Here is a 13,053-nt window from a genome sequence, read left to right as displayed (position 1 = left end):
ATCCGCCCTGGGACCACCTCGTCGCTGCGTCTGTTGCCGAGGCTCCAGGAACGTTTTCAGCAGAAGCAGCCCCTGGTCGAGGTGCACATCGAGGAAGCCATCGACAGCACAGTCATGCAGTGGTTGCCGGAACGGCGCGTGGAACCGGGCTTTGTCGTCCTGCCCGACGAGCGCTTCGATACCCTGACTCTGGCCGGAGACGAGCTGGTGGCGGTGCTGCCTGCTGCGCATCCCCTAGCGTACCAATCGGCCATTGGCGCCATGGGCTTTCATGGACAGCCCTTTATCCGCACCAGCGCAGGCTCAGGCCCCCATATCGATGCTTTTTTGGGCCAGCCAAGGCGCCGCATCCAGAACCCTGCTCAGGTTTGAGCAGCTCAGCTCAATGATGGGCTTTGTAGCGCAAGGCGAGGCAGTCACCATTGCTGCACGTCTGGCTCTGCCCGAGCCCCCGGCAGGTGTTGTCTACCGCCCGTTAAAGCCCCGTTGTCGCCGGAAAATCGCGTTGGCCGCGCTGAGTTTTGACAAGCTCTCGCCCGCTGCTTTGGCATTCGTCGAACTGGCCCAGAAAAGCGGGGGCAGCTTGACGATTGAGTATTGAATGACCTCGTCATCCGAGGCAAGTGGTCTCACGAATGCCAGGAGCCAAAGGTAGTCTGCAAAGGCCACACACGGCAGATTGCCAGCGTCGATAAGGCAGCCAATTATGGCCGTCCGATGAATGCAAGGTTCATTGCATTACTGGATATCGGCCGACCTGCCTTTGCCGTCATGGGAGGCTCAAATCCATGCCGAGCATCCTGGCAAGGCCGAAGGTGAACAGCAACACACACAGCAGCGCCAGCATGAAGGCTGCAGCCACCTTGCCCCCCGTACGCAGCAGCGCGCGCCTGTCCATTCCCTTCTTCCCTTGGTCGTAATGCCACTTGATGGCGAAGAACATGCACGCGCCGAAGATGAGAACCTTGAACGTAACAAAGATTACAGGGACCCAATCGATCATTTTGAGAATTTCCAGCCTATGACTTGACACTGTCTATCGTGAGGAGCACCTTCCTCCCGAAGGAGAGAGGTGAAAACGTCAGCGATTGCCATACAAGAATGGGATCGCTGCTCGCTCTGAGACATATTACTTAAAAACAATTTCCATACATTAAGACAAAATGTCTGCGTATGAAAACCATACAAGATGACAGTTTGCCAGTTTGGCTGCCGCGATTAGCCGTGCATGGCGGGCCGCGCTTCTTGCAGATTGCGGATGCCTTGCAGGCGGCAATGACGGACGGATTGCTGAAGCCAGGTGATCGTCTGCCTCCGCAGCGCCAGTTGGCAGCACAGTTGAACCTCGACCTGACGACGGTCACGCGCGCATACGACGAAGCCAGACGCCGCCATCTGCTGGAGGGTCGCGGCGCGCGAGGTACTTATGTTGCGGCGCCGAAAGTTGAACTGACCTCGGTCCTCGACCTGAGCATGAACACTCCTCCTCCACCTGCTGGCGTGGACTTCGACGACCTGCTGAAGCAAGGCCTTTCTCAGGTAATGATGGGGGCAGACACCGCATTGCTGATGACTTACCACCTGGGCGGAGGAAGCGACTCCGACCGTAAGGCAGGAGCCAGATGGCTGGACCCGATGTTTGGAACTCTGGATTCAGAGCAGGTTGTTGTCTGTCCGGGCGCGCAAGCGGCAATTGCCGCATTGATCCTGGCTCTGACGAAGCCTGGCGATGTGATATTGACAGAGCCAGCAAGTTATCCGGGCCTGCGTACTGCCGCGACCCAACTCGGCCGGCGCATCGTTGCGGTGAAAGCGGACCAGCACGGGATGATGCCCGAGATGCTCGAGCAGACCTGCCATCAGCACCAGCCCGGGCTGATCTACCTCAATCCCACGTTGCAGAACCCGACCGCCATCACCATTCCGGAGCGCCGGCGCAAGGAGCTCGCCAACATCGCGAAGCGTTGCAATGTACGCATCGTCGAGGATGATCCTTACTGGCTGCTGGCCGATGCACCGCCACCACCTATTGCCGCGTTTGTCCCGGAACAGGTGTGCTACATCTCGACCCTGTCGAAATGCCTGACGCCCGGTTTGCGTGTTGCCTTCGTACTCATACGTGACCCGCATGAACGCGAACGTTTCCTGGTCGCGCTCAGGTCATTTTCGCTGATGGTCGCTCCTCTGACGGCCGCACTGGCCACACAGTGGATCCTCGACGGCTCGGCTGCCGCTTTGATGGAGGGCGTACGCAAGGAGGCGCGCCTGCGTCACTGGATGGCCAGGGATATTCTGGCGGGGAGGTACAGCGGCACAGGAGACGGCCTGCATATATGGCTCGAGTTGCCTGGATATTGGAGCTCCTCACAGCTTGCGCGTGCAGCCGACAGCGAGGGCATCGCAGTCACTCCAGTGGAGGCATTCGCCACCGGCAGCGACTGCGTCAATGCCATTCGCATCTCGTTGGGCAGCATCAAGGACCGTGGACGCTTGCAGACGGGCCTTCAAAGGCTGTCTCATCTGCTGGCACGAAGACCCGAGCCGTTCAGCGCTGCGGTGGTTTAAGTACTCGGGAAAGACGGCTCACCATTCAGGAGCGCCCTCAATGCGGTCGCATCCAGGCCAGTTCAACCATTGACTGCTCCGGCTTTTTTTCGAAGAGGACTCATACGGCCACGACACCAGCTTCACCCATGACTTTTCCTGACTTTTCGCTCCAGACGTACTTGTTACCATGCGCTAAAAACAGCCTGGAGGGAGTACGTGGGCAAGGCATTACCGCAACAAGCTAAGCGCAAACAGTCAATGCGGCCCACAGTGCGCATGGCGACACTGGGAATGGCCGTTGCGTGGCTGACCTTGGTGGCCGGTCTGGGGTGGTGGATGTCAAAGCGAGTCGTGGGTGCAGAGCTGGATCGCTTGGCGGTCAGCGTCGAATACGAAGTCAAGACGACCGCACGCATCATGGACCGGCTGTTCACGGAAATGTTGAGCGTGGCCAATATGGTGGCGCGCCAGGGTTCGGTGATCCAGCTGGCCACCCGGTATCGCGACGATCCGCCAAGTCTGGCCAGACTCACGCGCCAGCAGCGCGCATCGCAATTCACGCAGGATCCGTTGGTGCGCAAAGTCGGCGACTTCATGCATGAACTCTGCAGCGATCTGCGCTATGCCCGCATCTACATGAACAACATGTCGGACGACACGGTGACGGCCAGCAACTGGGACGAGCCTGACAGCATCGTGGGCATGATCTACTCTGGCCGTCCCTATTTGATCGATGCATTGCGTGACGGCAATGGCCATTCGTTCGGTATCGCCCGGCTGAACAAGACGCCGTCCTACTTTGTGGCAAGCCGCATCGAGAACGAAGACGACGTGCCTCTGGGCTCCGTCACGGTGAAGTTCGATGCCCCGGAGATAGCGCTCTACCTGACGGGACAGCACATTGCACTGATCGTGGATCGACAGGGAAGAGTGACCACCGCTTCGTCTGCTCCATTCATGCTCCGCAATGCGGCAGCGCTTCTTTCGCCGGGTTCTGCGCGGTCTTCCAGCATGCCATCTTCACCAGACAATTATGAAGATCCAGGAATAGCTCTGGATGTGCGAGCCATAGCCAGCTCCGGCCATGCTGACCAGTGGCTCATCGATGGCATACCCTATCTGCTACGGCGTGAGCCGCTATCCCAAACACAGTACCAGCTGATAACGATGGCTGCCCTGGATCACCTGCCTGCCATGCGTCGGCAGCACTATTGGATAGCAGGGCTGGTGGCAGCGATCGGCCTGCTTTTCATCCTGCTATCCAGTCACGTGATCGGGCAAATGGTGATGCGTCGGCAGGACGAGCGGCATGCTGCGAACCATGATGCACTGACCAATCTGCCGAACCGGCGCAATGTGATGGCTCAACTGGACCGGCTATTCGCTTTAGCGGGCCGCACGCAGCAATGGGTCCTGGTGGCTTTCATCGATCTGGATGGGTTCAAGGCGATCAACGATACCTACGGACATGTGGTCGGTGACCAATTCCTCGTCGAAGTCGGCCAGCGCATGTCTGCGGGTTTGCGCAAGAGCGACATGCTGGGGCGGCTAGGTGGTGATGAATTCGTCGTCATCGGACTGATTGCTCCGCCTGACCCAATGGATCAGGACAAGGCTCTTGAAGCCATGCACAGCCGATTGGCACCGCTGCTGATCGGAACCTATAAATTTGCCGAGTGCAGCTTCGACTATCCAGGAGCAAGCTTTGGCATTGTGAGTGCAGATCCATCCGCCAGCTCTCCGCAGGCTGTGCTCAAGGAGGCTGACCAGTGCATGTATGCGGACAAACAGGCTCGGCGAGCATCGCAAATGCAGTCGGCCAAAAGTGACTCAGCAGGTGATTCAGCCACTGAGACACGCAAATTGGAGGAGCGACTCCAGGTTTCGCCTTCCGACTTTGGTTCCGTGCGAGCCTGAAACAGACCAGGAGCAAAATTCCGGCTTAGCCTGACCCGCATTGACGGAAATCCCTCATTGCCACAGGGTTCTTGCCGCAGCATTGTTGTGCACTCCGCAAACTACCTCGGAGGTGCCCCATGGCTGAGGCATCGACTCCCGACAAGCAACCGGATCCGGCCGAGCTCAATGCGTTCTTTCCCTCCCCCTACTCGCTCAGTCAGTTCACGTCGCCCAAGTCCGACCTGAGCGGCGCCGAATACACGAAGACCTACCAAGGCAGCAAGAAGATCCTGATGATCGGTACAGACGAGCGCTACCTGCTGACCGACAACGGCAGCTTCTTCTCCACCGGCAACCACCCGGTCGAGACGCTGCTGCCCATGTACCACATGGACAAGGCGGGCTTCGCGTTCGATGTGGCGACGGTATCGGGAAATCCCGTCAAGTTCGAGTTCTGGGCAATGCCTTCCGAAGACGATAGGGTCAAGGACTTCTTCAACAAGTACCACTCCCAATTCAAGGAGCCGCTACGCCTGTCTACGGTGCTTGAGCAGGGGCTGAGGCAGTACGCTGCCATCTTCGTCCCCGGCGGGCATGGTGCGCTGATCGGTATCCCCGACAGACGTGATGTGGGAGCGGTGCTGGAATGGGCGGCGGCCAACAACCGGTTCATCATCTCCCTGTGCCACGGCCCTGCTGCCTTCCTCGCGGTTGGCGACAGTGACATCTACCGAGGCTACAAGATCTGCGCCTTCCCCGACGCACTCGATGCGCAGACCCCTGCCATCAGCTACATGCCAGGTCACCTGGCCTGGAAGTTCGGCGAAAGGCTCAAGGCCCTGGGTTTCGAGATCGTCAACGACGGCATATCGGGTGCCGTGCACCGGGACCGCCAGCTGATCACCGGCAACAGCCCGCTGGCTGGCAATGCGCTTGGCAAGCTGGCGGCCGAAACCTTGCTCAAGGAAGTCACGGCCTGAGATAAGCATCGCAATCGCACAGGCGGCATTCAAGGAGCCCTTGTCTTATAGGGTGCCCGCAGTCTCGCCGCAATCCAGGATACGGCGCGTGCGGTCGGCGCGCCGCTGGGGTTCGACCGTTTTGTGCTGTTCTCGGCCTCCAGTGCTCGGGACGATTCAGTGGAGCGCATCTACTGGATCGAGGGCGAGACCGGTTCGGCACGGGCGCGCCGGTCGATGCTGAAACCTACCTGCGGCGCTGCCCGGTGACGCGCCACATCCTGGAGACGAACCAGCCCTTCTTCCGGACCAAGACGAACGGCGATCGGGGCGAACGTTACACCGTCGTCCACGCGACGCAGGGCTCAGGTATCCACGGCCTGCAAGTGCCTATATTCGGCCTCTTGGGCCAGGAAGGCACGATGAGCCTGAGCGGCGAGCGCATCGATGCCTCGCCGCAGGCCCGGCTGGCGCTGGAACTGATCACCCAAACCGCGTTCCGCACGGCGCGCAGGCTACTGGAACTGCCCCCGCAAGAGGCGCTCGGCAGCCTGTCCGATCGCGAACGCGAGGTGCTTGCGTGGACGGCCGCCAGCCGGCGGCAGACGGAGATTGCCGCAACCCTCGGTCTGTCCGAACACACTGTGGAAAACTACCTGCGCCGCATCCGCAAGCGTCTGGGCGTCGCCACGACGGGACAGGCCATTCGCATGGCGATCCGCAACGGAGAGATCGTCGCCTGACTGTCAATGCCGGCTCAAGCTGCCGCCAGACAAGCAGGACAAGCGCAGCGTGATCCCGATAGAGATGCACGACACGGATCAGTGACCGGCTGGAGCTGTGAAAGAGGCTGAGCGGCCAATCGCTCTGGCACCAATCGGCGTATCTGATGAACGGCCTAGCTGCTGCCCCTTATAGGCTGCCCATTATCTGCCAAGAGCCGATCTTCCAGGCGCGCATCCAATGCTCACTCAGGTGTCGCTATCGAGCATGCAAACGGAGGGGCCAAACCGCCCGCAAGAGATCTTCAAGACACGGCCCTCCCGGTACAGAATCTATGGTGAAGTGGGTAGCGCTTTAATGGAGCGCAAGACATCGCGAGTGATGCTTTGCCGCTTGGCAAGGTCGGCAAGCCTGTTGGGAGTGTCCATGTTCAAGGCGAAGAAGACGGGGCCGCTGGGCCACTCTACCCAGCCGACCCACCAGCCGATTTTTCCGGTCCAGCCCGTTTTTGCGCGCAGTATCCAGTCAGGCCCCGCTTCATTGACCATCACGTCCTTCACAAGCCGCTGATGCTCGACCTGGAATGGCAGTTGATTACGGTAAAGCCGTTGCAAGAAAGCAATCTGCTCGAAGGATGAAATGGCGAGGTCGCCCTCAACCCAGAATGGCTTGTCGCCAGTGGCGACCGCATTGCCGTACCCTATCTTCCGCATATAAGCGGTCTCACGTGCATTGCCGAGTTCCTTGGCGAAGCGCTCATACACCCAGACAGTGGAGTTCCTCATCGCCGAGCGCAGATTCTGATCCACGTTCCACGCCGCCACAGGTCGTTTCACACCATCCCATTGAATGAGCTGAAATTCGTCACGCAGCAGCCCTGCATCAAGCGCAAAAAGGCTGTGTGGAATCTTGAAGGTAGAGGCTGGCGAGTAACGCCGACCGGCACGCGACACGTTGTAGACGTGGGTAGTTTCTGAGTTATCGCGTGCATCGAGAACAACGATGCTGCCTTGGGCATCGGCTTCTGTGAAAAACCGAGACCATTCGGTCATTTCTTGAAGCTGAGGGCCAGCCACTGTCACTTGAGCAAACCCTGCGGCCAGGGCGGATAAGACCAAACTACGTCGATTCATGCGGCTAGTTTAATGGCCAAACGAACTCGTCCTGAAGTGTCCGGGGCATTGACTGTGTCGACTTGCCGCTAGGGAGAGCGTCTCTTGCGGGCCGGACAGCGACAGCCGCAATCGCTTGAATCCACAGTCAGAGGCTGTCTTTCAACCAACCAAGTCAGACATAGCAAGCGCTCCGGGGGGGACGACTGCCGCCTGAGTTGTCAGTCAACGCTCGCAGGCCCCTTAAGTTCAAGCTGATTGCCGTCCGGATCTTTGCAGTAGATGGAGAGACCCATGCCGTCAGCGCCAAAGCGTCGGACCGCCCTATCCGCCTCGAGACCGTGACCAGCCAGGTGGGAGAGGATGGCTTGCTCATCAAAAGGCTCGATACGCAGGCAAAAATGATCGACATTTCTGCGCTCGCTTGAGGCCGCCGGTCCGCCCGCACGGCCTAACGGGCCCTCGACATCCACCAGGTCAATCATGGATGCACCAGCTCTCAGGTGAACCATACCCAGATCCTCGCGACGCTTCACCAAGGTACAGCCCAGCACGGCTTGGTAGAAGCGGATGCTTCGCTCCAGGTCGGCTACGCGCAACACGATGTGATCAATGTGCTGAATACTGAATTGGCTCATGGCGATCTCCTGCTGCGGACATGCACACTCGTAATCGTATGCACCTGGTGTGATGAAACCCCAAACGTTCGGCGAGCATCAGGGACATTTTTCCGATCGGAAGCCTTTCACAGGCAGGATCAAGCACCCAAGGACGATTGACAAACGCTGTTCAGCGGCTGCTCCGGATCGTTTGCAGTCCTGAATTCATTAGTGAAGTAGGCGTAACTACGCGCTCTTGGTGCTTGCATCTCTTCAATGCGCTCGACTATGCTGGTTACATTAAGTCACGCAGCGCTAGGAGGGAACTTTGCCAAGCATTGAAGTTTTTGAAAAGCTCACTGGTCGCAACTTTTCGAATGCAGAGCTCTTGCATACAAAGGTGCTCGCTTTCCCTGAGGAGGGAAAAAAGAGAGTTATCTATGGACTGCTGGCCGAGGCTATCGACCTCGACTACTCTCAAAAGTCGCTTTCTGAGCTTGGCGAGCAAATAAGGCTGGCCCTGTCCAATATTGAGCGCGTTGCACCCAAAGCCTTCGTGGGTCAGAACATTCGTGTATACGAGGGCGGCAACCACTTGGACATCATCAATGATGGTATTGGGAGCATGGGCTGGTTGATTGTGGAAGACCACCTGACCTGATTGAACCTCAGACACCTCTGAATTCAGAAGCGCAGCAATCCATTGTCCGGCTTCTGATTCCTGTTGACGTCTGTGCAGACCTCGCCGTGCTATTCGCTGCGCCGGTCTGGAGATTGATGTGCTCGCTAAAGAAGTTTTCAACTTTGCGCATGCAATTGATCTGAACTGGCTGGATAGAAAAGGCTCCTACAGGAGCCTTTTTGCTTAGACAGAAGAACTGTTCAATCCACAGCAACCATAACCGATGATGCCTTAATGACGGCATACGCGTTGTCGCCTTCTTTCAATCCTAGGGACTGGGCCGACGTTGAGGTGATAGAGGACGTGACTCTCACACCAGGGACAACTTCTAGTGTCAATTCCGTGCTAACTGGGCCCGTGACAATCGAGATAACCTTGCCTTGCAAGACATTGCAAGCGCTGATTTTCATAGTATCTGTATCTGAGAAATGACGACGGACAACAGCATATATTTAGCGACTCGATGGCTGTAGAAGCGCTGCCATATAGAGATCCTATCAGCAGCTGTATGACTGCAATGGGCCGAGCAGCGACAGCCGCAATCGATTGTCGGCGGCATACATTCGCCAGCCTTAGTGAGTCGCACGCAAACGCCATGTGCAGCGCTTACACAGCCATCAACTGATACCTACTACCGCAACGCGACCATCAGCGTCTCCGTCCATCTCGATCAGGGTTCCAACAGAACACGGCACCCAGCTGACTTAGAGAATGTCCGATAAGGGTCGTGCTTTACCCCCAAGTGCAATCAAAAGCGGAAGTTGAAATGCTCCCAACACAGCACCGCCACATGCGCGCTAGTCGATACAGACGATGCCTCATCGGACGATGCACGTATTGTCTTGATTGGTTCAAATCATGATTTCCAAACGGAGCTAGCAATGACACTTCAGGACATCTCGGACAAGGTAGAAATCAACGAACTCCTGGCACGATACTGTCATGCCTTAGACGAAAAGGACTGGCACTCGTTTCAAGCGATATTTCTTCCTGATGCGATTTTGGACTTCACCGCTTTTGGTGGACCCAAAGGCTCTCCTGCCGAGCTGCAAAAATTTTTTGTACCAATCCTTGGCAGCCTAGCCTCGACACAGCACACAGTCTCTACAGTCAAAATTGATCTCACAGGAAATATCGCCACCGCGCGATCTGCGGCCATCGTTCCCATGACAGGCAAGACACCTGAAGGCAAAGAAACTACTTCTGTCAGCGGCCTTTGGTATGAGGACAGCCTCGAACGCACAAAGGATGGCTGGAAAATCAAATCACGAAAGCAAGTTCGCAGTTGGGCCGCAAATATGGCCTGATCCACACGCTTTGGCACAAGCCTGCGACTTTTCGCATTGTTTGGTGTACAGCCGCGATTGCTCCCCAGTTGTGAACAGCGCCCTGAGATGGCGGCTAAGATGTACGGTCCCAGGAAGTCATGGCGCATTCTTCAGCCTGGAACAGGAGAAAGCACTATGGCAATTCGCCTGCTGGACGATCTCATAGGGCCGCTCCTGAAGACAGCACGCAGGCTCAGCCGCAGCGCCTGGCATTGTTGCCTGCAGCTTCACTGCATCAGCCGACAGCCTGCAACGCAGGTACCACGAAGGCACGGAAAGTTTGAAGAAACGACACTGGGTTTCGTACACATCGACAGCGCCGAAATGAAGATCTCCTGCGGCAAACAGCACATGTTTGTCGCTATCGACCGCGTCACAAAATTCACGCACGTTGCCTTCTTTGACAGGGCCACCAAAGCCAATGCAGCGCAGTGCCTCCGGCAGGTGCTTGTGGCCTTCCCGTACCGCATACATACCGTTGTGACGGACAACGGCATCGCCTTCACAGGGCAAGAACACGTCAGAGGCGGCGTCACCGACACATGCTTCGGTCACATCTTCGAGCTCATCTGCAAGTTCAATGGCGTCAAGAAACGACATACCAAGCCGTCCCCCCTTGACGAACGGCATGGTCGAGCGCATGAATCGGACCATCAAGGAATCCACGATCAAGGCGCTTGAGTAAGAGGGCCTGGAGCAGCTACGGGAGCATGTCCAGGCATTCGTTCAAAGCTACAACTTCGGCAAGCACTTGAAAGCGCTCAGGTGGAAGACACCATTCCGTTCGATATACGAGGCGTGGGAAAAAGATCCAAGTCGCTTTGGACTTCACCCGCACCATCGCACCGTGGGACTGAACATTTATTGTCTCGCTGAAACTGTAACGGGCGCTGGTATGCTGAATTTCGAACCATCTCAAAAAAAGCGAGTGAGGCCGCAAGCAACCCTCACTCGCTCTTTCATTGCGTGGACTTCAGAACGAATGACGCACGCCTGCACCAAAGCCCGTCTGATTGACACCCGGCATAGGTGTTCCTCCGGCCTGGGCACCACTGGCCCCAAAAGCAGCATTGCCGCTATTCTTCACATAGCCCAGCGAGGCATAAACTGCAGTGCGCTTGGACAGGTTGTAGGTGCCGCGCAGTACCAGCAGCTGACCCTTGTCCGCGTTGTCCTTGTACTTGAGCTGGTTGTACTGAGCGTCGACCGTCCACGGACCCATGGGGTAGGTCACACCGACAAACCACAAGTCATTGCGTGGCGAAGCGACATATCCGTCATTCTTGCGACGCATGTAGCCCGCACCGATCTTGGCTCCGCCAAGTTTCACGTAGCCATTGAGCATGGTGCGCTTGTCAACCTTGTCGCTGCTCGTCAACCCTGCGAAAGCACCGGGGCCGCCGCGCAGCTCATCATGGGCGAATGCTGCACCCCATGCCGCTGTGTCGTACTTGAGCATGGCTGACCACTCGCGGCAGGTCTTGGAGTCTGTGCTGCTTTCACCTGCGCAGTTGGTGCCGCCTGGGCTGGGGCCTGCATTGACGGCATCGCGCCCAAAGCTATAGGTTGCGCCAACGGTCAGGCCCGAAAACGTGCCTTTGTAGGAGATTGCATTGTCGGCACGCGCATTGGGGAAATAGCTATCCAGGTTTCCCATGCTGTGAAGGCTAGGCCCGATTACATCGGCATCGAGCACGGACCAGAACAGCATGGTGTACTGACGACCCAGTCCCAGCGAACCCCAGGGCCCGTTCAGGCTGACGAATGATTGGCGCCCAAAGCCGCGTCCGCCCTGATTGAGTGCGCCGCTGTCAGTACCGATCCCCATCTCCAGCGTGAAGGATGCGCTCAAGCCGCCCCCCAGATCTTCGCGGCCGCGAAAGCCCAGGCGGGAGGGAACGCTGCCTGTGAGATTGGGCATGCGTGTGAGGCTGGACTTGTTTGCTCCCACGTTGTTCATGGTTTCGACGGCCGTGTCCATGATTCCGTAAATCTGGACAGATGATTGAGCGTGTGCGAGCCCTCCCAGGCTCATCAGCGCAATGGTGCTAGCTATTTTTTTAATCAATTTTGTCTCCCTTGTTTGAATCTTCGAACTACAAAAACTCTCCGTGCTTTGATTTTTGCCACCACCCTCCTCATCGTTAGCGCATCGGGTGCAAGTGAACAACTAGGAGCGAGCCAGCCACCGGTAGCCCACCGCTCGGTTGCCGGCATCACTTTCTCAGGCCAAGCCAACTTGAGGCCCAACTCCCTAGCATCCATTTAGGTATGGCACATAACCAATTGCCGATGAATTTTGTTTATTTTTCATAAGCAATTCAAGAGAAAAATCAGCACATTGGGTCGGTGCTTTCCCTTGCGGTAAAACACTAGGTGGAACTGTCCACTACGGAGAAAATGAACGAAGGATGGCTGCTGGCCAACAGCAGCGGAAGACAGGAGACTGCTCCCTGCTCCCTGCGCCTTGCAGTCATCCCGAAGCCCATAGATCCTGCTAAGCGAAGCAAGGTCCAGACGCAAAAAAACGCCCTCAAGCGTGGGGCGTTTTTCTGGGGGCTTGTAGCTAAATCAGTAGCTGGAACCACCGCCATAGCCGTCATTGCCATAGCCAACATTAGGACGAGAAGTGGCGCGGAACTCGCGATTGCCACCGAATCCACGACCCTCTTCGCGAGGTTTAGCAAGGTTGACCACGATCGAACGTCCATCGACAGACATTCCATTCAGTGCCGCGATAGCAGCCTGAGAGGCGTCTGCAGTTGCCATTTCTACAAACGCAAAGCCTTTAGAGCGCCCGGTATCGCGGTCCATCATGACTTTGGCAGAGGTAACGCTTCCAAATTCAGAAAAATTGCTTTTCAGGCTGGAATCGGTGACGGAGTAAGGCAGGTTGCCAACGTAAATTTTAGTACTCATGGAAGGAGCCTTTTCTATTGATTGACGCGCCAAGGATTGACGCATCGTTTGCATATGGCTGTGGGAGTGGGAGTCCGTAGCAACCGGATAAAGATGAGCGCTTGTTTACAGCTCAGCACGTAGAGGGCTGCATGGATGTATGCAGCCAGCCTTGCGTCACAGCATAGATTTTTGCTGCTTCGGTCGAGGCAAATGTTTTGTCAAAGCGAAAAATACGGCAGTAGCTGCTGTTTTGCCTTGTGCGCTGAAGTGCGAAGGAAGCTTGAAAGCGACCGCAATGGGTCT

The 13,053-nt window shown here is 56.9% G+C and carries 12 protein-coding genes and 2 pseudogenes; 8 read left to right on the top strand and 6 right to left on the bottom strand.

What is annotated here, in order from left to right; all coding sequences use genetic code 11:
• Positions 1-9: 9 nt before the first annotated feature.
• Positions 10-601, top strand: a pseudogene (locus AC1RTQ_RS08505) (LysR family transcriptional regulator substrate-binding protein); the annotation flags it as partial.
• Positions 602-769: 168 nt separating this feature from the next.
• Here the strand turns inward: AC1RTQ_RS08505 and AC1RTQ_RS08500 are convergent.
• A complete protein-coding gene (locus AC1RTQ_RS08500; protein ID WP_034368417.1) occupies positions 770-1,003 on the bottom strand; it encodes a hypothetical protein in 234 nt (77 codons plus the stop codon).
• A 170-nt stretch (positions 1,004-1,173) separates the two neighbouring features.
• Between AC1RTQ_RS08500 and AC1RTQ_RS08495 the strand changes: the two genes are divergently transcribed.
• The 4 genes from AC1RTQ_RS08495 (at position 1,174) to AC1RTQ_RS08480 (ending at position 6,148) form a co-directional block, all read left to right on the top strand.
• Complete coding sequence (locus tag AC1RTQ_RS08495) at positions 1,174-2,565, top strand: aminotransferase-like domain-containing protein (RefSeq protein WP_492875008.1); 1,392 nt, start codon at positions 1,174-1,176, stop codon at positions 2,563-2,565.
• Positions 2,566-2,805: 240 nt separating this feature from the next.
• Positions 2,806-4,464 carry a sensor domain-containing diguanylate cyclase gene (locus tag AC1RTQ_RS08490; protein WP_492875449.1) on the top strand — a complete coding sequence of 553 codons (1,659 nt, stop codon included), beginning with the start codon at positions 2,806-2,808 and terminating at the stop codon, positions 4,462-4,464.
• Positions 4,465-4,583: 119 nt separating this feature from the next.
• Positions 4,584-5,426: a glyoxalase III HchA gene (gene hchA / locus AC1RTQ_RS08485; RefSeq protein ID WP_492875007.1), complete on the top strand. Its 843-nt coding sequence runs from the start codon at positions 4,584-4,586 to the stop codon at positions 5,424-5,426.
• Positions 5,427-5,671: 245 nt separating this feature from the next.
• Positions 5,672-6,148 (top strand): LuxR C-terminal-related transcriptional regulator, encoded by a 477-nt coding sequence (locus AC1RTQ_RS08480; protein ID WP_492875006.1) that lies wholly within the window; start codon positions 5,672-5,674, stop codon positions 6,146-6,148.
• Between the two features lie 312 nt (positions 6,149-6,460).
• Here the strand turns inward: AC1RTQ_RS08480 and blaOXA are convergent, their stop codons facing one another.
• On the bottom strand, positions 6,461-7,261 hold the full coding sequence (blaOXA, locus tag AC1RTQ_RS08475; RefSeq protein WP_302090440.1) for a class D beta-lactamase: 801 nt from the start codon (positions 7,259-7,261) through the stop codon (positions 6,461-6,463).
• A gap of 200 nt (positions 7,262-7,461) precedes the next feature.
• Entirely contained in the window at positions 7,462-7,878 is a 417-nt protein-coding gene (locus AC1RTQ_RS08470; RefSeq protein WP_492875005.1) for a VOC family protein, read from the bottom strand.
• A 289-nt stretch (positions 7,879-8,167) separates the two neighbouring features.
• On the opposite strand from AC1RTQ_RS08470, the gene AC1RTQ_RS08465 reads away from it, so the two are divergent.
• Entirely contained in the window at positions 8,168-8,500 is a 333-nt protein-coding gene (locus AC1RTQ_RS08465) for a hypothetical protein (RefSeq protein ID WP_492875004.1), read from the top strand.
• A gap of 221 nt (positions 8,501-8,721) precedes the next feature.
• Here the strand turns inward: AC1RTQ_RS08465 and AC1RTQ_RS08460 are convergent, their stop codons facing one another.
• Positions 8,722-8,931 carry a TOBE domain-containing protein gene (locus tag AC1RTQ_RS08460; RefSeq protein WP_492875003.1) on the bottom strand — a complete coding sequence of 70 codons (210 nt, stop codon included), beginning with the start codon at positions 8,929-8,931 and terminating at the stop codon, positions 8,722-8,724.
• A gap of 471 nt (positions 8,932-9,402) precedes the next feature.
• Between AC1RTQ_RS08460 and AC1RTQ_RS08455 the strand changes: the two genes are divergently transcribed.
• Positions 9,403-9,828, top strand: coding sequence for a nuclear transport factor 2 family protein (locus AC1RTQ_RS08455; RefSeq protein WP_304349493.1), 426 nt, complete (start codon positions 9,403-9,405; stop codon positions 9,826-9,828).
• Positions 9,829-9,996: 168 nt separating this feature from the next.
• Positions 9,997-10,711, top strand: a pseudogene (locus AC1RTQ_RS08450) (integrase core domain-containing protein); the annotation flags it as partial.
• Between the two features lie 111 nt (positions 10,712-10,822).
• Here AC1RTQ_RS08450 and AC1RTQ_RS08445 read toward each other — a convergent pair.
• Positions 10,823-11,917 carry a porin gene (locus tag AC1RTQ_RS08445; RefSeq protein WP_492875002.1) on the bottom strand — a complete coding sequence of 365 codons (1,095 nt, stop codon included), beginning with the start codon at positions 11,915-11,917 and terminating at the stop codon, positions 10,823-10,825.
• A 503-nt stretch (positions 11,918-12,420) separates the two neighbouring features.
• Positions 12,421-12,768: an RNA-binding regulator gene (gene rbp, locus AC1RTQ_RS08440; protein WP_302090436.1), complete on the bottom strand. Its 348-nt coding sequence runs from the start codon at positions 12,766-12,768 to the stop codon at positions 12,421-12,423.
• Positions 12,769-13,053 lie beyond the last annotated feature (285 nt).

It is taken from the genome of Comamonas sp. GW821-FHT11H03, assembly GCF_058807955.1.
Note: the sequence above shows the minus strand (reverse complement) of the source record. Positions and strands in the feature narration are given on the sequence as shown.